Here is an 18,695-nt window from a genome sequence, read left to right on the forward strand (position 1 = left end):
TATGTCCACACTGGAGCGAGCCATTGCGGTTGCCGCCAGGGCCCATGAAGGGCAGCAGGACAAGGGCGGCACTGCGTATATCCTGCACCCGTTGCGGGTGATGCTGAGGGTGCAGACCACCGAACAGCGCATCGTCGCGGTGCTGCACGACGTGCTTGAAGATACCAGCATGAGCTTGTCGGACCTGGCCCGCGAAGGCTTCGCCCTGAAGATACTGGCGGCGGTGCAGGCGCTGAGCCGGCGCGATGACGAAAGCTACGAGGCCTTCGTCGCGCGGCTGGGCAGCGACCCGCTGGCACGGGTGGTAAAGCTTGCCGACCTTGCCGACAACAGCGACCTTTCGCGCATCGCCATGCCCGGCCCCGAAGACATCGCGCGCCTGCAGCGCTATCAGCAGGCCAGCGCCTACCTGCAGGCGCTGGCCTGAACGCTGGCGCTTTCGATCACCCGTGCCAGGCGCTGCATCGCCGCATCGATGGCTTCGCCACTGAACCCGCCCAGGCCGAGCACCAGCCCGGGCCTGCCGTGCGGCCCCGCATACATGGGGGATACCGCGCGCACCACCACCCCGGCCTCTGCGGCCTGGTCCGCTACCTGCCTGTCGTCGATACCGGCTGCCAGCCACAGCACCAGGTGCATGCCCTGGTCGGTCGGTTGCAGCCAGGCCAGCTCAGGCTCCAGCCAGCGCGCCACCGCTTCGTTCACCTGGCGGTGGATGGTTGCGTACACACCGCGGATGCGGCGGATGTGCCGGTCCAGATGGCCTTCGTTGATGAAGGCCGCCAGTACCTGCTGGTCGGCGTTGGCCGGATGACGGTCCATCAGCACGCGGGCACCGCAGAAGGCGTCCACCAGGTCCGGCGGCACGATCGCATAGCCCAGGCGCAGTGACGGGAACAGGATCTTGCTGAAGGTGCCCAGGTAGATCACCCGTTCAGGGTCCAGCCCCTGCAACGAGGGGAACGGGTGCCCTGCATAGCGCAACTCGCCGTCGTAGTCGTCCTCGATCACCCATGCATTGTGGGTTCTGGCCCAGCTCAGCAGTGCCTCGCGCCGGGTCATGCTCATCGGCATGCCCAGCGGGTACTGGTGCGAAGAGGTGACGAAGGCGGCGCGGGCGTGGGGGCAGGTAGCGACGGCGTGTTCCACGTCCATGCCCTCGGCGTCCACCGGTACGCGCACCATCTGCCCGCTGTGCCCGGCGCTTTCGAGAATGGCGGTGATACCGCGGTAGGCCGGGTCTTCGACCCAGGCGAAGTCGCCGATGTCCAGCAGCACCTGGCAGGCCAGATACAGGCCCTGCTGGGTGCCGGAGGTGATGATCACCTGGCTGGCCTCGCAGCGTACCGAGCGGGATTTGCGCACATAGTCCACCACCGCCTCGCGCAGCTCGATTTCCCCCAGCGGGTCGCCATAGCCGGCAGGGGCGCCCGGGCCGCGGGCGCGCACCCGGTTGCCAAGGCGCCGCCAGATATCATCCGGCGCGGCCTTGCCCAGCGGTACCGAGACGGCGAACGGTACCTGGGGTACCTCGCCGAAGCGGCGGGCAAGTTGTGCAAAGCGTTCGATGCGTGCCGAGCTGGCGGCGGGCCGCGCCACACCTGTCGTGTGCGCGGCAGGTGGCTCTTCAAGGCTGTGCGCGACCCGCGTGCCGGCACGGCCGCGGGACTCCAGAAACCCCTCGGCCGTCAGTTGCTCGAACGCCTCGATGGCCGTGCCCCGCGCGATCATCAGCGATCTGGCCAGCATGCGGGTCGAGGGCAGCGCCTCGCCGGGCTTGAGGTCGCCGCGCCGGATCGCCGCACGCAGCGCCTGGGCCAGTTGGCGCCCCAGTTGGCCGCTGCTGCGGTCCAGCGTGCCCAGCGAAGGAATATCCACCACGTTGGCTTTGCGCGCCATGTTTTCTGGTCCAGTCATTTTGTTCGATAGTGGATCTATACCATGGGCCAGTTGCGCCACACAATTTGCCATCGCCCTGTGCCGGATGGATGCAAACCATGTACGTACCGCAGTCTTTCAACGAGTCGCGCCCCGAGGTGCTGCATCAACTGATCATGCAGAACCCGCTGGGTGTATTGGTCAGCCACGGCGAGGGTGGGCTGGATGCCAACCATCTGCCGTTCCACTTCAAGCCGCAGGAGGGCACGCAGGGGGTGCTGCATGCTCACGTATCGCGGGCCAACCCGCTGTGGCGCGAACTCAAGGATGGCGATGAAGTACTGGTGATCTTTCGCGGCGCCGATGCCTACATCTCGCCCAACTGGTACCCCAGCAAGCACGAGACCCACAAACAGGTGCCCACCTGGAACTATCAGGTGGTGCACGCCCATGGCCGCGTGACCTTGCACGATGACGAGCACTACGTGCGTGGCCTGGTGGCCCTGCTCACGCGCACCCACGAAGCATCCCAGCCCGTGCCGTGGAAGATGTCCGACGCGCCGAAGGACTACATCCGCGACATGCTCAAGGCCATCGTCGGGCTCGAGATCGAGATCACCCGTCTGGTCGGCAAGTTCAAGCTGGGCCAGAACAAGGAGGCGCGGGATATCCAGGGCGCCGCCCAGGGGTTGAAGGCGTCGGGCAAACCAGCAGTGGGCGAAGCCATGTTGAGCGCCACCGGTCACCCCCTGCACGGGCCGGCCTTGCCGGCGAAGTTGCCCGAATGACCGCCGCCTGATCCCACCTGAAAATCGACTTTTCCTACAGAGTCGGCCAGAATCGGCGGCTCGGCTGCGTTATGGCTTTTTGACTGCATCGGTCGAGAGTGGGTGCTTTTGCACCGGCCCGACTTTCCAGCGCAGACGACAGGACATGACCCAGGACGAGTGGTTGAAGGCCAATGCGGCGCGGTTCGGCAGTGACTACGAACGATTGTTCGCCAGCAACGTGCTCAGCCTCGTGGCGGGCATCCGTTACGAGTCGCTGAGTGCGCAATACCCCTTCAAGGACAATGATGGCAAGCAACGCTACTGCGACCTTGTCATCAATGAAGAGGGAGACGTGCGCATCGCCATCGAAATCGATGGCTATGACAAAAGCGGTACGGGCACCGGCATGTCGCACCCCGAGTTCATCGACTGGCAGCGGCGACAGTCTGCACTCACTTCCCAGGGCTGGCGGGTGCTGCGCTTTGCCAACCGCGACGTCAGGGATCACCCGCAGCGTTGTGCTCGGGATATCAGCGTACTGCTCGATGCCGAGCGAAAAAAAGCCCACGACCTGCTGTCGAGCACGCGCCAGAGCGCCAGCGTGCAGCAGGTGGCGCAGGGCAGCCGGATCAAAGGGCTCAACAAGGAGGTTTCGGTCATGAAGTACACGATCATGTCATTCACTGCGCTGATCGGGGTTCTGATCGTGGTGTTTGCGTTCAAGGGCACCGAGTCGGTTGCAGGCTCGGCCGTGGTCAGCCAGGCAGTGGCGGCGCCGGCGTCACCCGCCACCTTGCAGGGCGCCACCTGCGACAACCCGCTGGACTGGCGTCAGGCCGCCGACCATATCGGGCAGAGCGCTGCGGTGCTGGGCCCGATCATGAAGGTGACCTACAAACCGTCGTCCAGGGGCCAGCCGACCTGGATCGACCTGGGTGCCAGCTTCCCCAGCAAGCGACGGTTGGGGCTGGTGGTATGGGGCGAGCATCGCCCGGCGTTCGCCTCGTTGCTGGCGCAGCCGCTGGAGGGGCGCACGGTGTGCGTGATAGGGCGTATCGAGCAGTACAAAGGCGTGCCGCGTCTGGAGTTGCAGGGCGCCAGTCAGTTCCAGCTGGTCAAGTGATCTTCAGGTGCAGCCTTGGCGTCAAGGCTGCACCGTTATCCCCTCAGCTGGCCTTCTGGCAGTTGCCGGCGATGCTGTAGCCCTCTGCCTGGGCGGCAGATTCGCTGCTGAACTCGACCCGATTCTTTTCGGCAATGCTGTTGTACGACGGGCAGTCCGGGCGGTGGTAGCGCTTCTTGGCCCGGTTGCCGCGCACTTGCCCGGTGGCGTCGGCCACGGTTGCAGCCTTGGTTTTGGCGGGTGCAGCGGGCCTTGCCGGTGACGCGGCGGTCGTGGCCGTGCCCTTGCCTTGCCCCAGCTCTGCACGCAGGAATATCGGCGCGTGATCGGAGATGTTCGCCCGGCCTTGCTGGTGAGTCATGCCCAGGTGTTTCGGGTAGTCGTACACGCCCACGCTGTTGACCTTCAGCGGCGAGGAATGGCTGACGAAGATATTGTCGTAAAGGTTGGCGAATTTGCCGTCGGTTGTGGACAGCGTGCTGGCGCCTGCGACCACCAGTGGTCTGGCGGCGGCATTGAGCGACTTCCAGGCAGGCGAAGTGGGCGGCATGTTGAAGTCGCCCATCAGCAGGATGTGATTGTTGCCGGGGTAGACTTCCTTCAGCCAGGTCCAGTAGCTCGACAGCGCATCGATTTCCGCGACCCGGTCAGACGGCTTTTTCCCGTACACGATATGCACCGTGGCCACCACGAAATAGGCATTGTCGGTGAGTGACTTGAAGCGCGCGGAGTAGGGCTCGCGCTCGAAGATCTTCTTGCGGTCCAGGTAGGACACCGCACCGTCTTCATAGGCGACCTTGCTGTCCTTCCACACGAAACCATACATTTCCTTGTACGAAGACCTGCCTACCGCATCGGAGGCCATGTGGCTCCAGGGCTCGCCGCTCTGGCGGCTGAGTTCCCTGGCCAGCTTGTCCAGGGCCGCTTCGCTCATCAGCTCCTGCACAGCCAGAAAATCCACATTTTTGGCGACCTTGGCAATGGCCTTGAAGTCCTTGTTGGGGCGGTCGCTCAGGTGTTCCAGGTTCCAGGTGCCGATACGCGTTTCAGCAAACACCTGGCCACACAACAACATCAGCAGCATCACTGCAGCTGCAAGATTCTTGAACATCATTACTTCCAGATTCTACGGATAACACCATCGCCCAGAAGGGCGACAAGTCGGAGCAGGGTGGGCGGGCAGCGCCTGGCGACGGCTTCAGTCTTCCTTGGGCACAACCCAGAATATCTGCACGCCGCCGTCATCCCGGTAGGCCAGGGTGACGTTGTCGTTTTCGGCGATTTCCTCGAGCAGGGTCTCCCAGTCGGCAGGCGACTCGTGCTCCAGGCGAAAGATCAGCGCCGCGCGGGACTTCTGCGCGGTTGGCGAGTTGATGATTTTCTGAATGCGGATGCCCAGTTGCTCGTAGCTGCTGACGGGCTTGGCGGCAGAGGAGGTGGCCACAGGTACAGGTTCCTTGTTTTTGCTGTATGCGCATACAGTATTTTACTGTAAGGCTTTTCGCAACTGCGTGTCGCTCAAAGAACCCATGTGACCACACGGCGCAGGCTTTGCTGCACCGTGGGCAAAATAAAAATGGCGAGGTTACAAGAGGTTAGGCCGCCCTGCTGTAGGAAGGGCGGCCTGCCGGGCTACTGCACTCAGTATTCCCAGAAGATGCGCTGCAGCTCTTTGCTGTCCTGGGTCTTGGTCAGGGCGACCATGGCCAGGATGCGCGCTTTTTGCGGGTTCAGGTCGTGCGCCACTACCCAGTCGTTCTTGTCGTCAGGCTGCTCGGCGTTGCGCAGCACGAACCCGCCCTGGTTGACGTGGGACGAACGGATGATCTGCACGCCGTTCTTGCGCAGTTCCTGCAGGGCCGGCACTACGCGCGAGGACACCGAACCGTTGCCGGTACCGGCATGGATGATGGCCTTGGCGCCATTTTGCGCCAGGGCCTTGTAGGCGGTGTCGCTGACGTTGCCGTAGCTGTAGGCGATGTCCACGGCAGGCAGGCTGCTGATGGTCTTGATGTCGAATTCCGAATCCATCGTGTGGCGCTTGGCCGGCAGGCGGAACCAGTACGACTTGCCTTCCACGACCATGCCCATCGGGCCCCAGGCGCTCTTGAACGCTTCGGTCTTGATGTTGATCGACTTGCTCACGTCGCGACCGGACTGGATCTCGTCGTTCATGGTCACCAGCACGCCCTTGCCGCGCGATTGCTTGTCGCTGGCCACGGCCACGGCGTTGTACAGGTTGAGCATGCCGTCAGCCGACATTGCGGTACCGGGGCGCATGGAGCCCACGACCACGATCGGCTTGTCGGTCTTTTCCACCAGGTTGAGGAAGTAGGCGGTCTCTTCCAGGGTGTCGGTACCGTGGGTGATCACGATGCCGTCCACGTCCTTGCTGTCGGCCAGCTCGGCAACGCGCTTGCCCAGTTGCAGCAGGTTTTCGTTGGTGATGCTTTCGGAGGCGATCTGCATCACCTGCTCGCCGCGTACGTTGGCCAGGTTGGCCAGCTCCGGAACACCGGCAATCAGCTTGTCGACGCCCACCTTGGCGGCTTGATAGGTAGCGCTGTTGGCGGCGCTGGCACCAGCACCGGCAATGGTGCCGCCGGTGGCGAGGATAACCACGTTGGCGAGTTTCTGTTGGGTTTCGGCTTCCTTGGCGTAGGCGCCAGCAGGGAAGAACATGAACAGGGCCAGGGCGGCCGGAGCGAAGGAGTGAAGCGCAGCTTTCATCGTTATTGTTCCTTATGAGTGAAATTGCTGTGTTGCCCACACAAGTTCAGCAGAAAGCGTACCAGTTGCCCAATTAACTGAGTGTTTACCCCAATTCATTGATTTATAAGAAATTTATTTAGGTTTATACCCCGTGCTGCCCGGCACTGTTTTCGGAAACCCGAATTATTGCGGTGCCGGATGTTCGGTTTTCCGAAGATTTTAAGGATAATTCCCGGCACTATTGGGGCCATGAAGGGCGGTCGGCAGATTTGACAAAACCCGGTAGCGTTTCCATAGTTGTTAACCGCAAACGTTTGCGACCCGACAAAAATCATAAGATTCGGAGTGAACCCATGACGCTGCCCTTCGCTGGACGCCTGCTGGCCGTTGCCATGCTGGCCACCCTCGCCACCGCCGTACCCTTCAGCCACGCCCATGCTGACACCGCCAAGCCCAAGGTGGCCCTGGTGATGAAGTCGCTGGCCAACGAGTTCTTCCTCACCATGGAAGACGGCGCCAAGGCCTACCAGAGAGACCACGCAGGCGAGTTCGACCTGGTGTCCAACGGCATCAAGGACGAGTCCGATACCAGCAACCAGATCCGCATCGTCGAGCAGATGATCGTCTCCGGGGTCAACGCGCTGGTGATTGCTCCGGCCGATTCCAAGGCCCTGGTGCCAGTGGTCAAGAAGGCCATGGACGCGGGGATCACCGTGGTCAACATCGACAACCGCCTCGACCCGGATGTACTCAAGAGCAAGAACCTCAGCGTGCCCTTCGTGGGCCCCGACAACCGCAAGGGCGCGCGCCTGGTGGGCGAGTACCTGGCCACCCGCCTGAGCGTGGGCGATCAGGTCGGCATCATCGAGGGCGTGCCGACCACCACCAACGCCCAGCAGCGTACCGCCGGTTTCAAGGACGCCATGGAGGCAGCCAAGATCAAGATCGTCTCGGTGCAATCGGGCAACTGGGAGATCGACAAGGGCAATGCCGTGGCCTCGGCCATGCTCAACGAATACCCCGACCTCAAGGCGCTGCTGGCCGGCAACGACAGCATGGCGCTCGGCGCGGTGTCGGCGGTGCGCGCGGCAGGCAAGGTCGGCGCGGTGCAGGTGGTGGGCTACGACAACATCAAGGCGATCCAGCCGATGCTGCGCGACGGTCGGGTGCTGGCCACGGCCGATCAATACGCCGCCAAGCAGGCGGTGTTCGGTATCGAGGCGGCCCTGAAGATGCTGCGCGGCGAGAAGCCGGACGTGGATGCCGACAACGTCATCCAGACCCCGGTTGAGCTGGTCAAGCAGCCCTAGCCCGCTGACGGTGCCTGCCATGGTGCGGGCGCCAGGAGAACACCTTATGTCGGCGACTGCGGATGTCGTGTTGTCGGTCAGTGCAATCGGCAAGACCTACGCCCAGCCCGTGCTGGGCGATATCGAACTGTCCCTGCTGCGCGGCGAAGTGCTGGCCCTGACTGGCGAGAACGGTGCGGGCAAGAGCACCCTGTCGAAGATCATCGGCGGGCTCGAAACCCCCACCACCGGGCAGATGTTCTACCAGGGCCAGGTGTATCAGCCCGCCAGCCGCACCGCGGCCGAGCGCCAGGGCGTGCGCATGGTGATGCAGGAGCTCAACCTGCTGCCGACCCTGAGCGTGGCCGAGAACCTGTTTCTGCACAACCTGCCCAGCCGCGCCGGCTGGGTCAATCGCACGCGCCTGCGCCAACTGGCGACCGCGGCAATGGCGCAGGTGGGGCTCGAAGCGATCGACCCCGATACGCTGGTCGGCGAGCTGGGCATCGGCCATCAGCAGATGGTGGAGATCGCCCGCAACCTGATCGGCGACTGCCATGTGCTGATTCTCGACGAGCCCACCGCGATGCTCACCGCACGCGAGGTGGAGCTGCTGTTCCGCCAGATCGAGCGCCTGCAGCAACGGGGTGTGTCGATCATCTACATTTCCCACCGCCTCGAAGAGCTCAAGCGCATCGCCCAGCGCATTGCCGTGCTGCGCGACGGCAAGCTGGTGTGCGTGGAACCGATGCAGCGCTACAGCAGCGAGCAACTGGTCAACCTGATGGTGGGGCGCGAGCTGGGCGAGCATATCGACCTGGGGCGCCGCACGATCGGCGAGCCGGTACTGCGTGTCAGCGGCCTGGGCCGGGGCGACAAGGTGCAGGACGTCTCGTTCGAGGTGCGCAGCGGCGAAATCTTCGGCATCTCCGGGCTTATCGGTGCCGGGCGTACCGAGCTGCTGCGCCTGATCTTCGGTGCCGACACGGCCGACAGTGGCAGCATCGAGCTGGGCAGCCCGCTGCGCCCGGTGCACATCGACTCGCCCATGGCTGCAGTGCGCCACGGCGTGGCCCTGATTACCGAAGACCGCAAGGGCGAAGGCCTGCTGTTGTCGCAGTCGGTCAGCGCCAACCTGGCGTTGGGCAACATGCCGGCGATCTCACGCGCGGGCCTGGTGGATGGTGCTGCCGAGCGTGCCCTGGCCGAGCGCCAGATCCAGGCCATGCGCATCCGCAGCGCCGGGCCCGCACAAACGGTGGGGGAGCTGTCGGGTGGCAACCAGCAGAAGGTGGTGATCGGCCGCTGGCTGGAGCGCGACTGCGCCGTGCTGCTGTTCGACGAGCCCACGCGCGGTATCGATGTGGGCGCCAAGTTCGACATCTATGGGCTGCTCGCCGAGCTGACCCGCCAGGGCAAGGCGCTGGTGGTGGTGTCCAGCGACCTGCGCGAACTGATGCTGATCTGCGATCGCATCGGCGTGCTTTCGGCAGGGCGCCTGATTGAAACCTTCGAGCGTGAGCACTGGAGCCAGGACCAGCTACTGGCCGCTGCCTTTGCCGGCTATCAGAAACGTGACGCGCTGCTGCAAGACGCAGTGCCCAGGAACCCCGCATGAACACCTCCCCGATAGACACACCGCCTGGCTCACCGGCCCGGCGCAGCGGTACCTACCTCGGCCTGGGGACCTACCTGGGCCTGGCCGGTGCGCTGCTGGCGATGGTGGTGCTGTTCTCGTTGCTGAGCAGCCACTTTCTGTCGTACGGCACCTTCAGCACCCTGGCCAACCAGATCCCCGACCTGATGGTGCTGGCGGTGGGCATGACCTTCGTGCTGATCATCGGCGGCATCGACCTGTCGGTGGGCTCGGTACTGGCCCTGGCCGCGTCGGCGGTCAGTGTGGCGATTCTGGGCTGGGGCTGGAGCGTGCTGCCGGCGGCACTGCTCGGCATGGGGTGCGCGGCACTGGCCGGGACCCTTACCGGCTCGATCACCGTGGCCTGGCGCATCCCTTCGTTCATCGTCTCGCTGGGTGTGCTGGAAATGGCGCGTGGCGTGGCCTACCAGCTCACCGACTCGCGCACCGCGTACATCGGTGATGCCTTTGCCTGGCTGTCGGAGCCGGTGGCCTTCGGCATTTCGCCGGCCTTCATCATCGCCTTGCTGGTGATCGTGGTGGCGCAACTGGTGCTGACCCGCACCGTGTTCGGCCGTTACCTGATCGGCATCGGCACCAACGAAGAGGCCGTGCGCCTGGCCGGCATCGATCCGCGCCCGTACAAGATTCTGGTGTTCTCGCTGATGGGCCTGCTGGCCGGCCTGGCGGCGCTGTTCCAGATCTCGCGGCTGGAGGCCGCCGACCCCAACGCCGGCTCCGGGTTGGAGCTGCAGGTGATTGCCGCCGTGGTGATCGGCGGCACCAGCCTGATGGGCGGTCGCGGTTCGGTCATCAGCACCTTCTTCGGTGTGCTGATCATTTCGGTGCTGGCCGCAGGGCTGGCGCAGATCGGCGCCAGCGAGCCGACCAAACGCATCATCACCGGGGCGGTCATCGTGATCGCCGTGGTTCTCGACACTTACCGCAGCCGGCGCGCGCGCCGGCGGACCTGAACAATGGCAACCATCAAAGATGTAGCGGCGCTGGCGGGTATTTCCTATACCACCGTTTCCCACGTGCTGAACAAGACCCGCCCGGTGAGCGAACCGGTGCGGCGCAAGGTAGAGGCGGCGATTGCCGAGCTGGACTACGTGCCCAGTGCGGTGGCGCGCTCGCTCAAGGCGCGCTGCACGGCCACCATCGGCCTGCTGGTGCCCAACAGCGTCAACCCGTATTTCGCCGAACTGGCGCGGGGCATCGAGGATGGCTGCGAGCGCAATGGCTACTGCGTGATCCTGTGCAACTCCGATGACGACCCGCGCAAGCAGCGCAGCTACCTGCGCGTGCTACTGGAGAAACGCATCGACGGTCTGATCGTGGCCTCGGTGGGCGAGGAGGCCGACCTGCTCGACAGCCTGGCCAGCGTGCGCACGCCCATGGTGATCGTCGACCGCGCGCTGGCGGGCGTCGACGCCGACCTGGTGCGCATCGACCACGAGCAGGGGGCCTACTTGGCCACCCGGCACCTGCTGGAGCTGGGGCACGAGGACATCGCCTGCATCAACGGTCCGGCACACACCAGCGTGGCCAAGATGCGCCTGGCCGGCTTTCACCGGGCACTGGCCCAGGCCGGGGTGCCCCTGCGCGAGGGCCGCGTGGTGGACAGCGACTTCACCAGCCTGGGCGGCTATGGCGCCGCAGCGCAACTGCTGGGCCACGACCGCCCGACCGCGATCTTCGCGGCCAACGACATGATCGGCATGGGCGTGCTGCGTGCCGCGGCCGAGCGCAACATCTGCGTGCCGAGCGAACTGTCGGTGATCGGTTTCGACGATATCCAGATGAGCCAGTACGTCTACCCTGCGCTGACCACGGTAGGGCAGTCGATCCGCGAGCTGGGCGAGATGGCGTCCGAACTGTTGCTGCGGCGTATCGGTGAGCCGCAGCGCAGTGGGGTAGAGCAGCGCATCGTCGCACCGAGCATCGTGCTGCGCGAGTCCACCGGGCCGCGTCCTGACCTCTTCAATGATTACCGCTAGGACCGACATGCCATGCAAGCGAATGTAGTGGTGGTAGGCAGCCTGAACATGGACCTGGTGACCCGCGCCGAGCGCCTGCCGCAGGCGGGGGAAACCCTGGCCGGCGAGTGGTTCGGCACCGTGCCGGGCGGCAAGGGCGCCAACCAGGCGGTAGCAGCTGCGCGGTTGGGGGCAGCGGTGGCGATGATCGGCTGTGTGGGGGAGGACGCCTACGGTGCGCAGTTGCGTCAGGCGCTGCTCGACGAGGGCATCGATTGCCAGGGCGTGGACACGGCGGCGGGTGTTTCCAGTGGTGTGGCACTGATCGTGGTGGATGCCAGCAGCCAGAACGCCATCGTCATCGTGGCCGGTGGCAACGGGCACTTGCTGCCGGCATCGGTACAGCGCCTGGACCGCCTGCTGCAGGCTGCCGATGTGATCATCTGCCAGCTCGAAGTACCGCAGGCCACCGTGGCACATACCCTGGCCCGTGGCCGGGCGCTGGGCAAGACCGTGATCCTCAACCCGGCACCGGCCACCGGGCCGCTGTCGGCTGACTGGTTTGTCAACATCGACTACCTGATCCCCAACGAGAGCGAGGCCAGCGCCCTGACCGGGCTGCCGGTGGCTTCGCTGCAGGAGGCGCAGGCAGCCGCCAGCCGACTGCTGGCGCTGGGGGTGGGCAAGGTGATCGTCACCCTGGGCGCGCAAGGCGCTCTATTCGCCGATGGCCAGGGTTTTGCGCATTTTCCGGCGACGCGGGTGCAGCCACTGGACACCACGGCGGCCGGGGATACCTTCGTCGGTGGCTTTGCCGCTGCGTTGGCCGCTGGCAGGTCGGAGCGCGAGGCCATTGCCTTTGGCCAGCAGGCCGCCGCCATTTCGGTCACCCGCGCCGGTGCCCAGCCCTCCATTCCGTATCTGAGCGAACTGCAGGGGAGCACGCCATGAAGAAGACCCCGTTGCTCAATATCGCCCTGTCGCGCCTGATCGCGTCGCTGGGGCATGGCGATGTGGTGCTGATCGGCGACGCCGGCCTGCCCGTGCCTGCCGGTGTCGAGCTGATCGACCTTGCACTGACGCCCGGCATACCGGATTTCATCAGTACCTTGCACACGGTGCTGGCCGAAATGCAGGTCGAAAGCCACGTGCTGGCCGACGAGACCCTGCAACACAGGCCGCCGGCCCTGGCAGGCATCGACCTGCTGCATGCCCGCGGCGAGCTGGGCGCGCGCCATTTGATGAGCCATGCGGCGTTCAAGCAGCTCGGTGCGCAGGCCAGGGCCATCGTGCGCACCGGCGAATGCCAGCCCTATACCAACATCGCGCTGGTGGCGGGCGTGACCTTTTGACTGTTGTCCCCTGAGCACAAGGAGTGCCCGATGCCTGAACGTGTCCATAACGCCAAACGTTTGCTGCGAGGTGTAGTGCTTATGTCTGCCCTGTCGAGTGCTGCCGTGCTGGCCGCGCCCCGCGACCTGATCATCGATACCGACCCCGGCGCGGATGACGTGGTGGCGTTGTTGTTCGCCCTGGCGTCGCCAGAGGAACTGAAGGTGCGCGCCATTACCACCGTGGCCGGTAATGTGCGACTCGACAAGACCTCGCGCAACGCACGGCTGGCCCGGGAGTGGGCGGGGCGCGAAGAGGTGCCGGTGTACGCCGGCGCGCCCACGCCGCTGGTGCGCACGCCGATCTATGCCGAGAACATCCATGGCGAGGAGGGCTTGCCTGGCGTGGCGGTGCACGAGCCGAAAAAGGGCCTGGCCCAGGGCAGCGCAGTGCAGTACCTGATCGACACCCTCGGTGGCGCTGAACCCAACAGCATCACCCTTGCCATGCTAGGCCCGCAGACCAACCTGGCACTGGCGCTGATTCAGGCCCCGCAGATCGTCAAGGGCATCAAGGAAGTGGTGGTGATGGGCGGTGCCCACTTCAATGGCGGCAATATCACCCCGGTGGCCGAGTTCAACCTGTACGCCGACCCACAGGCGGCAGAGGTCGTGTTGCGCAGCGGGGTCAGGCTCACCTACCTGCCGCTGGACGTGACCCACAAGGTACTCACCAGCGAGGCGCGCCTGAAGCAGATTCGCGGGTTGAACAACCACGCCAGCAAGCTGGTGGGCGATATTCTGGATGCTTACGTCAAGGGGGACATGGCGCACTACGGCCTGCCGGGTGGGCCGGTGCACGATGCCAGCGTGATTGCCTACTTGCTCAAGCCCGAGCTGTTCAGTGGCCGGCAGATTCACGTGAGCGTGGATAGCCGCGAAGGCCCGACCTTTGGTCAGACCATTGCGGACTGGTACGGCACGCTCGAGCTACCGGCCAATGTGATGTGGATCGAGAGCGGCGATGCTCAGGGCTTTTTCGATTTGCTCAGCGAGCGTCTTGCTCGATTGCAGTAATGGGTGTGGGCTGGTGTTCGGTCGCGGGCCAGTGGCGTTCGAACACCTGGTCGACGAAGGTGCGGGCAGCTTCGTGGCCGAGGTCTTGAAGCAGCAGGTCGGCGGCGATGATGAACAGCTCTTCGGTGGTGCCGGGGCTGTAGGAACGATGGCCGTCAGGCCATGTGACCTTGATGTTGGTGTCCAGGGTGGGGCTATTCATGGGGGTCTCGATCGAAAATACGCGTGCTGTTTGGTGCAGATGCCGGGCCCTGGCGTCTACAGCGGGGGCATGATTGCGCTCCGCCAACAGGTACAAGTTAAACATGTTGCAACAGGGCCAGCACTGCTACTTATGCATAAGCAGCGGGGCTAGGCAAACTAATTGGTGGTTGGGTTCGCCTATTCGTGACGTCTGTACCGATTCGTCGTTGGCACTTGGGTCGGCGCGGTAGCCGTGGAGCTGGCTTGCCAGCGAAGAGGGCGAACAGAGTCCGCCTGATGTACCCTGCACCCCACAGCCACCGCGCACGCCCGAGGACACCCCGTGCAGATCGACTTGAACACCCCCGAGCAGCTCACCCCCCAGCAGGTGCGCCAGCTGCTGGCCGAAGGCAACGACCGAATCCACAACCAGTTGCGCGTCACCCGCGGCGGCATTGCCTACCTGTCGCAGATTACCGGCGGGCGCGAGCTCGATGGCCTGCTGTTTCGCCTCGAGACCTGGGCCGCCGGCTCGGGCTGCGTGGGCCCTGTTGCCGCCGACGACGAACGCTGGGTCATGCAGGTGTACAACGTGCTGGCCAGCAACTGGCCCAAGCCCGCCAGCGACTACATCGATATCTACTGAACCGCTGCGCTCAGGCAAAATCCGGTCACGATTGAGGTTTCCCTGACGAGCACGTCTCAGGCAGACTGGGACGTTTTTGCAACCAAAAGTGCTTAAAACTGTCGTATCAGACAGCATTCCAGTATTTGAAAGGAGGATTCATGTTCCGCACGCGTGCAACATTGGCGAGCCTGTTGGCAGCCGTGGTTCTGGCAGGTTGCAGTACCGATGGCTCATCGTCCAAGGCGCCAGAGGTAGCGGCAGCACCGAACCTCGATGGTCGCTGCGATGCCAGCAACGCCGCATTCACCGTCGGCAAGCCGGCAACCCCCGAGCTGCTGGAGCAGGCGCGCAAGGCGAGCGGGGCGCAGATCGCCCGCGTACTCAAGCCGACCGACATGATCACCCTGGAGTACCGTTCCGAGCGCTTGAACCTCAACGCCGACGACAAGGGCGTGGTCACCCGGGTCAACTGCGGCTGATTCCGCCCCGGGCCTGCCGTTGCATAAACGGCAGGCACAAAAAAACCCGTCCAAGGACGGGTTTTTTTAATTCGTCAGAACTTACTCTGGACGAACTTGTGCAGCCTGCATGCCCTTCTGGCCTTTTTCGGCAACGAAGGAGACGGTCTGGCCTTCTTTCAGGCTCTTGAAGCCGTCAGACTCGATGGCCTTGAAGTGTACGAACAGGTCGTCGCCGCCACCTTGTGGAGTGATGAAGCCGAAGCCTTTTTCATCGTTGAACCATTTGACGGTGCCGGTTTGGCGATTGGACATGGGTGTATCTCCAGGAAACATGATGTTTTTCAGTAGTGCGGTGTCGCCGAGGCCAACAAGGTGCACAGAGGCATCATAGTCTAATTTTGCGCTTGTGGTGACTTTTACGTGTGCCGAATGCTGATCTGGCGCAAATTAACTGAGTTTTGTATGGCCTGCGCCCTTATTTCTGGGGCTTGCAGGCCTTCGTAACCAGCTGGGTTGCCTTGTCTATGAGCTTCTGGTCTACGCCGTCATTGCTGTTGAGCTCTTTGATCTCTGCGTCCGAAAAGTTTTTTTCGATCACATTCACGCTGCAGCTGCAGTGCTTTTCGGCGGATTGTTTCGTCATGCCCGGCTGGGCAGAGGCGGTGGCCACGCAGGACGTCAGGTAGCCTGGTGGAACAGTGCCTGCGTTGGCGCCAAGCGGCAGCAGCAGGGCACCAGTGGCCGCCAAGGCCAGAAGAGAATGAAGTCGCATACCGGTCACTCCTTTATTAGGTCGGGTGTATCTAGAGTAGGTCGCTTCCTAATCTCTGAGCGGAAAAAAACCGCTCAAGTTCACCGCATCGGTCTAATTTCAGAATATTTCTGCATATCCCCGGCCCATGGCCCTACGCGCCGAAAGCTTTGTGCTAGCATGCCTGGCTCAGGATTTGGCCGATTCGTCTTGCCGCTCAAATCTTTCTATATATATGTATCCAGTCACTCTGGTTCGTACCCTGGCAGGCCCTTGGGCTTCTGCCACTGTGAGGCAGGCTTTGCATTGCAAAGACAGGGTCGAATCGCGTACTGGCTCATCCCAACCCACGTGACCTTTGGTAGGGGTCACCACTAGGAGAGGAGGCGCCATGCCCACTATTACTCTTCCCGATGGCAGTCAACGTTCGTTCGACAAGGCCGTAACCGTAGCCGAGGTCGCCGCATCCATTGGTGCAGGCCTGGCCAAGGCCACCGTGGCCGGCAAGGTCGACGGCAAGCTGGTCGACGCGTGCGACCTGATCGAGCAGGACGCCAGCCTGCAAATCATCACGCCCAAGGACGAAGAGGGGCTGGAGATCATCCGTCACTCCTGCGCTCACCTGGTCGGTCATGCCGTCAAGCAGCTGTACCCGACCGCCAAGATGGTGATCGGCCCGGTCATCGACGAGGGCTTCTACTACGACATCGCGTATGAGCGTCCCTTCACCCCGGAAGACCTGGCGGCGATCGAGCAGCGCATGCAGCAGCTGATCGAGAAGGACTACGACGTCATCAAGAAGGTCACCCCGCGCGCCGAGGTGATCGAGCTGTTCAAGGCCCGTGGCGAAGACTACAAGCTGCGCCTGGTCGAAGACATGCCGAACGAACAGGCCATGGGCCTGTACTTCCATGAAGAATACGTCGACATGTGCCGCGGCCCGCACGTGCCCAATACGCGCTTTCTCAAGTCGTTCAAGCTGACCAAGCTGTCCGGTGCCTACTGGCGCGGCGACGCCAAGAACGAGCAACTGCAACGTGTTTACGGCACGGCCTGGGCTGACAAGAAGCAGCTGGCCGCCTACATCCAGCGCATCGAAGAGGCCGAGAAACGCGACCACCGCAAGATCGGCAAGCGCCTGAACCTGTTCCACCTCCAGGAAGAAGCGCCGGGCATGGTGTTCTGGCACCCCAATGGCTGGACCCTGTACCAGGTGCTCGAGCAGTACATGCGCAAGGTGCAACGCGACAACGGCTACCTGGAAATCAAGACCCCGCAAGTGGTCGACCGCACGCTGTGGGAGAAGTCCGGGCACTGGGCCAACTACGGTGACAACATGTTCACCACCCAGTCCGAGAACCGCGACTACGCCATCAAGCCGATGAACTGCCCGTGCCACGTACAGGTGTTCAACCAGGGCCTGAAGAGCTACCGCGAGCTGCCGCTGCGTCTGGCCGAGTTCGGCGCTTGCCATCGCAACGAGCCTTCGGGCGCCCTGCACGGCATCATGCGTGTGCGCGGCTTCGTGCAGGACGATGCGCACATCTTCTGCACCGAAGAACAGATGCAGTCCGAGTCCGCCGCGTTCATCAAGCTGACCCTGGACGTGTACAAGGACTTTGGCTTCAAGGACATCGAGCTCAAGCTCTCGACGCGCCCTGAAAAGCGCGTGGGCTCCGACGACCTGTGGGACCGTGCCGAAGGCGCACTGGCCGCCGCGCTCGACAGCGCCGGCCTGCCGTACGACCTGCAGCCGGGTGAAGGGGCGTTCTACGGCCCGAAAATCGAATTCTCGCTGAAGGATTGCCTTGGCCGTGTGTGGCAGTGTGGTACCCTGCAGCTCGACTTCAACCTGCCGATCCGTCTGGGCGCCGAATACGTCTCCGAAGACAACGGCCGCAAGCATCCGGTGATGCTGCACCGTGCCATCCTCGGTTCGTTCGAGCGTTTCGTCGGAATTCTCATCGAGCACTACGAAGGTGCATTCCCAGCCTGGCTGGCGCCTACGCAGGCGGTGATCATGAATATCACCGACAAACAAGCGGATTTCGCCCAGAAAGTGGAAAAAACTCTGGCCGAAAGCGGCTTCCGTGCCAAGTCCGACTTGAGAAATGAGAAAATCGGCTTTAAAATCCGCGAGCATACCTTGCTCAAGGTTCCCTATCTCCTGGTTATCGGGGATCGGGAAGTCGAAACGCAAACTGTCGCTGTGCGTACCCGCGAAGGTGCTGACCTGGGCTCCATGCCCGTCGCCCAATTTGCGGACCTGCTCGCGCAAGCGGTTTCCCGGCGTGGTCGCCAAGATTCGGAGTAATTACTATTAAGCGTGATATGAGACAAGATAAACGAGCTGCACCGAAAGCCCCGATCAACGAGAATATCTCGGCACGTGAGGTTCGGTTAATTGGCGCTGACGGCGAGCAGTTGGGCATCGTCTCGATTGAAGAAGCGCTTCGTATCGCTGAAGAAGCGAAACTGGACCTGGTAGAAATTTCTGCTGACGCCGTTCCGCCTGTCTGCAAAGTCCTCGACTACGGCAAAAGCCTGTTCGAGAAGAAAAAGCAGCAGGCTGCGGCGAAGAAGAACCAGAAGATCATCCAGATCAAAGAAATCAAGTTTCGTCCAGGGACGGAGGAAGGGGATTACCAGGTAAAACTACGCAACCTGGTACGTTTCCTTACTGATGGGGACAAGACCAAAATCTCTCTGAGATTCCGTGGTCGTGAGATGGCCCACCAGGAGCTGGGTATGGAACTGTTGAAGCGGATCGAAGCTGATCTTGCCGAATACGGGACCGTCGAACAGCATCCTAAGATGGAAGGACGCCAGCTTTTGATGGTCATCGCCCCCAAGAAAAAGAAATAACCACCAGGGCAC

The 18,695-nt window shown here is 63.0% G+C and carries 21 protein-coding genes; 14 read left to right on the plus strand and 7 right to left on the minus strand.

The window, feature by feature from the left end:
- Position 1 precedes the first annotated feature (1 nt).
- Complete coding sequence (locus tag V9K84_RS04695; protein ID WP_043860821.1) at positions 2-427, plus strand: HD domain-containing protein; 426 nt, start codon at positions 2-4, stop codon at positions 425-427.
- Here the strand turns inward: V9K84_RS04695 and V9K84_RS04700 are convergent.
- Positions 406-1,899 (minus strand): PLP-dependent aminotransferase family protein, encoded by a 1,494-nt coding sequence (locus tag V9K84_RS04700; protein WP_043860820.1) that lies wholly within the window; start codon positions 1,897-1,899, stop codon positions 406-408. The genes V9K84_RS04695 and V9K84_RS04700 overlap by 22 nt on opposite strands.
- A 98-nt stretch (positions 1,900-1,997) precedes the next feature.
- Here V9K84_RS04700 and V9K84_RS04705 point away from each other — a divergent pair, with 98 nt between their 5' ends.
- Together V9K84_RS04705 and V9K84_RS04710 are read left to right on the plus strand one after the other, a co-directional pair.
- Positions 1,998-2,666 carry an FMN-binding negative transcriptional regulator gene (locus tag V9K84_RS04705; protein WP_088515223.1) on the plus strand — a complete coding sequence of 223 codons (669 nt, stop codon included), beginning with the start codon at positions 1,998-2,000 and terminating at the stop codon, positions 2,664-2,666.
- Between the two features lie 145 nt (positions 2,667-2,811).
- Entirely contained in the window at positions 2,812-3,771 is a 960-nt protein-coding gene (locus V9K84_RS04710) for a DUF559 domain-containing protein (RefSeq protein WP_088515222.1), read from the plus strand.
- A 43-nt stretch (positions 3,772-3,814) separates the two neighbouring features.
- On the opposite strand, the gene V9K84_RS04715 is transcribed toward V9K84_RS04710, so the two are convergent.
- From V9K84_RS04715 to V9K84_RS04725, 3 genes are all read right to left on the minus strand, one after another.
- Entirely contained in the window at positions 3,815-4,882 is a 1,068-nt protein-coding gene (locus V9K84_RS04715; protein WP_088515221.1) for an endonuclease/exonuclease/phosphatase family protein, read from the minus strand.
- A gap of 87 nt (positions 4,883-4,969) precedes the next feature.
- Positions 4,970-5,215, minus strand: coding sequence for a DUF1654 domain-containing protein (locus V9K84_RS04720; RefSeq protein ID WP_043860816.1), 246 nt, complete (start codon positions 5,213-5,215; stop codon positions 4,970-4,972).
- A gap of 197 nt (positions 5,216-5,412) precedes the next feature.
- Entirely contained in the window at positions 5,413-6,501 is a 1,089-nt protein-coding gene (locus tag V9K84_RS04725) for an asparaginase (protein WP_043860815.1), read from the minus strand.
- Between the two features lie 335 nt (positions 6,502-6,836).
- Here V9K84_RS04725 and V9K84_RS04730 point away from each other — a divergent pair, with 335 nt between their 5' ends.
- Genes V9K84_RS04730 through V9K84_RS04760 form a run of 7 tightly spaced genes read left to right on the plus strand, consistent with a single transcriptional unit; the run spans position 6,837 to position 13,795 of the window.
- Entirely contained in the window at positions 6,837-7,793 is a 957-nt protein-coding gene (locus V9K84_RS04730; RefSeq protein ID WP_043860814.1) for a sugar ABC transporter substrate-binding protein, read from the plus strand.
- Between the two features lie 46 nt (positions 7,794-7,839).
- The gene (locus V9K84_RS04735) at positions 7,840-9,390 is read left to right on the plus strand and encodes a sugar ABC transporter ATP-binding protein (RefSeq protein WP_088515220.1); all 1,551 of its coding nucleotides are present in this window, start codon (positions 7,840-7,842) and stop codon (positions 9,388-9,390) included.
- Positions 9,387-10,382: an ABC transporter permease gene (locus V9K84_RS04740; RefSeq protein WP_088515219.1), complete on the plus strand. Its 996-nt coding sequence runs from the start codon at positions 9,387-9,389 to the stop codon at positions 10,380-10,382. Before V9K84_RS04735 ends, V9K84_RS04740 begins: the two co-directional genes overlap by 4 nt.
- A 3-nt stretch (positions 10,383-10,385) precedes the next feature.
- Complete coding sequence (locus V9K84_RS04745) at positions 10,386-11,408, plus strand: LacI family DNA-binding transcriptional regulator (protein WP_088515218.1); 1,023 nt, start codon at positions 10,386-10,388, stop codon at positions 11,406-11,408.
- 12 nt (positions 11,409-11,420) lie between these two features.
- Positions 11,421-12,338: a ribokinase gene (rbsK, locus tag V9K84_RS04750; protein WP_088515217.1), complete on the plus strand. Its 918-nt coding sequence runs from the start codon at positions 11,421-11,423 to the stop codon at positions 12,336-12,338.
- Entirely contained in the window at positions 12,335-12,739 is a 405-nt protein-coding gene (rbsD, locus tag V9K84_RS04755) for a D-ribose pyranase (RefSeq protein ID WP_058541297.1), read from the plus strand. The genes rbsK and rbsD overlap by 4 nt, the downstream gene beginning before the upstream one ends.
- Before the next feature lie 30 nt (positions 12,740-12,769).
- A complete protein-coding gene (locus V9K84_RS04760) occupies positions 12,770-13,795 on the plus strand; it encodes a nucleoside hydrolase (protein WP_088515216.1) in 1,026 nt (341 codons plus the stop codon).
- Here the strand turns inward: V9K84_RS04760 and V9K84_RS04765 are convergent.
- A complete protein-coding gene (locus V9K84_RS04765) occupies positions 13,767-13,997 on the minus strand; it encodes a hypothetical protein (RefSeq protein ID WP_043860807.1) in 231 nt (76 codons plus the stop codon). The genes V9K84_RS04760 and V9K84_RS04765 overlap by 29 nt on opposite strands.
- A 324-nt stretch (positions 13,998-14,321) precedes the next feature.
- On the opposite strand from V9K84_RS04765, the gene V9K84_RS04770 reads away from it, so the two are divergent.
- Together V9K84_RS04770 and V9K84_RS04775 are read left to right on the plus strand one after the other, a co-directional pair.
- Positions 14,322-14,624 (plus strand): hypothetical protein, encoded by a 303-nt coding sequence (locus V9K84_RS04770; RefSeq protein WP_054915264.1) that lies wholly within the window; start codon positions 14,322-14,324, stop codon positions 14,622-14,624.
- A 140-nt stretch (positions 14,625-14,764) separates the two neighbouring features.
- Positions 14,765-15,085 (plus strand): I78 family peptidase inhibitor, encoded by a 321-nt coding sequence (locus V9K84_RS04775; protein WP_043860805.1) that lies wholly within the window; start codon positions 14,765-14,767, stop codon positions 15,083-15,085.
- An 81-nt stretch (positions 15,086-15,166) separates the two neighbouring features.
- Here V9K84_RS04775 and V9K84_RS04780 read toward each other — a convergent pair whose 3' ends face one another.
- On the minus strand, positions 15,167-15,379 hold the full coding sequence (locus V9K84_RS04780; RefSeq protein ID WP_003179963.1) for a cold-shock protein: 213 nt from the start codon (positions 15,377-15,379) through the stop codon (positions 15,167-15,169).
- A gap of 163 nt (positions 15,380-15,542) precedes the next feature.
- Positions 15,543-15,839 (minus strand): hypothetical protein, encoded by a 297-nt coding sequence (locus V9K84_RS04785; RefSeq protein ID WP_088515215.1) that lies wholly within the window; start codon positions 15,837-15,839, stop codon positions 15,543-15,545.
- Between the two features lie 370 nt (positions 15,840-16,209).
- Here V9K84_RS04785 and thrS point away from each other — a divergent pair, with 370 nt between their 5' ends.
- Entirely contained in the window at positions 16,210-18,132 is a 1,923-nt protein-coding gene (thrS, locus tag V9K84_RS04790) for a threonine--tRNA ligase (protein ID WP_043860803.1), read from the plus strand.
- On the plus strand, positions 18,132-18,683 hold the full coding sequence (infC, locus tag V9K84_RS04795; protein ID WP_173925091.1) for a translation initiation factor IF-3: 552 nt from the start codon (positions 18,132-18,134) through the stop codon (positions 18,681-18,683). The genes thrS and infC overlap by 1 nt, the downstream gene beginning before the upstream one ends.
- Positions 18,684-18,695: the final 12 nt, after the last annotated feature.

It is taken from the genome of Pseudomonas sp. AE27, assembly GCF_037113495.1.
Taxonomy (GTDB): Bacteria; Pseudomonadota; Gammaproteobacteria; order Pseudomonadales; family Pseudomonadaceae; genus Aquipseudomonas; species Aquipseudomonas palmensis.

Excerpts from the sequence above, each read along its gene's own strand:
- V9K84_RS04715 (WP_088515221.1), bottom strand. The coding sequence starts at position 4,882 with ATGTTCAAGAATCTTGCAGCTGCAGTGATGCTGCTGATGTTGTTGTGT.
- V9K84_RS04780 (WP_003179963.1), bottom strand. The coding sequence starts at position 15,379 with ATGTCCAATCGCCAAACCGGCACCGTCAAATGGTTCAACGATGAAAAA.
- V9K84_RS04735 (WP_088515220.1), top strand. The coding sequence starts at position 7,840 with ATGTCGGCGACTGCGGATGTCGTGTTGTCGGTCAGTGCAATCGGCAAG.
- V9K84_RS04730 (WP_043860814.1), top strand. The coding sequence starts at position 6,837 with ATGACGCTGCCCTTCGCTGGACGCCTGCTGGCCGTTGCCATGCTGGCC.
- V9K84_RS04775 (WP_043860805.1), top strand. The coding sequence starts at position 14,765 with ATGTTCCGCACGCGTGCAACATTGGCGAGCCTGTTGGCAGCCGTGGTT.
- V9K84_RS04765 (WP_043860807.1), bottom strand. The coding sequence starts at position 13,997 with ATGAATAGCCCCACCCTGGACACCAACATCAAGGTCACATGGCCTGAC.
- V9K84_RS04695 (WP_043860821.1), top strand. The coding sequence starts at position 2 with ATGTCCACACTGGAGCGAGCCATTGCGGTTGCCGCCAGGGCCCATGAA.
- V9K84_RS04710 (WP_088515222.1), top strand. The coding sequence starts at position 2,812 with ATGACCCAGGACGAGTGGTTGAAGGCCAATGCGGCGCGGTTCGGCAGT.
- V9K84_RS04745 (WP_088515218.1), top strand. The coding sequence starts at position 10,386 with ATGGCAACCATCAAAGATGTAGCGGCGCTGGCGGGTATTTCCTATACC.
- V9K84_RS04740 (WP_088515219.1), top strand. The coding sequence starts at position 9,387 with ATGAACACCTCCCCGATAGACACACCGCCTGGCTCACCGGCCCGGCGC.
- V9K84_RS04700 (WP_043860820.1), bottom strand. The coding sequence starts at position 1,899 with ATGGCGCGCAAAGCCAACGTGGTGGATATTCCTTCGCTGGGCACGCTG.
- V9K84_RS04785 (WP_088515215.1), bottom strand. The coding sequence starts at position 15,839 with ATGCGACTTCATTCTCTTCTGGCCTTGGCGGCCACTGGTGCCCTGCTG.
- V9K84_RS04705 (WP_088515223.1), top strand. The coding sequence starts at position 1,998 with ATGTACGTACCGCAGTCTTTCAACGAGTCGCGCCCCGAGGTGCTGCAT.
- V9K84_RS04760 (WP_088515216.1), top strand. The coding sequence starts at position 12,770 with ATGCCTGAACGTGTCCATAACGCCAAACGTTTGCTGCGAGGTGTAGTG.
- rbsD (WP_058541297.1), top strand. The coding sequence starts at position 12,335 with ATGAAGAAGACCCCGTTGCTCAATATCGCCCTGTCGCGCCTGATCGCG.
- V9K84_RS04725 (WP_043860815.1), bottom strand. The coding sequence starts at position 6,501 with ATGAAAGCTGCGCTTCACTCCTTCGCTCCGGCCGCCCTGGCCCTGTTC.
- rbsK (WP_088515217.1), top strand. The coding sequence starts at position 11,421 with ATGCAAGCGAATGTAGTGGTGGTAGGCAGCCTGAACATGGACCTGGTG.
- thrS (WP_043860803.1), top strand. The coding sequence starts at position 16,210 with ATGCCCACTATTACTCTTCCCGATGGCAGTCAACGTTCGTTCGACAAG.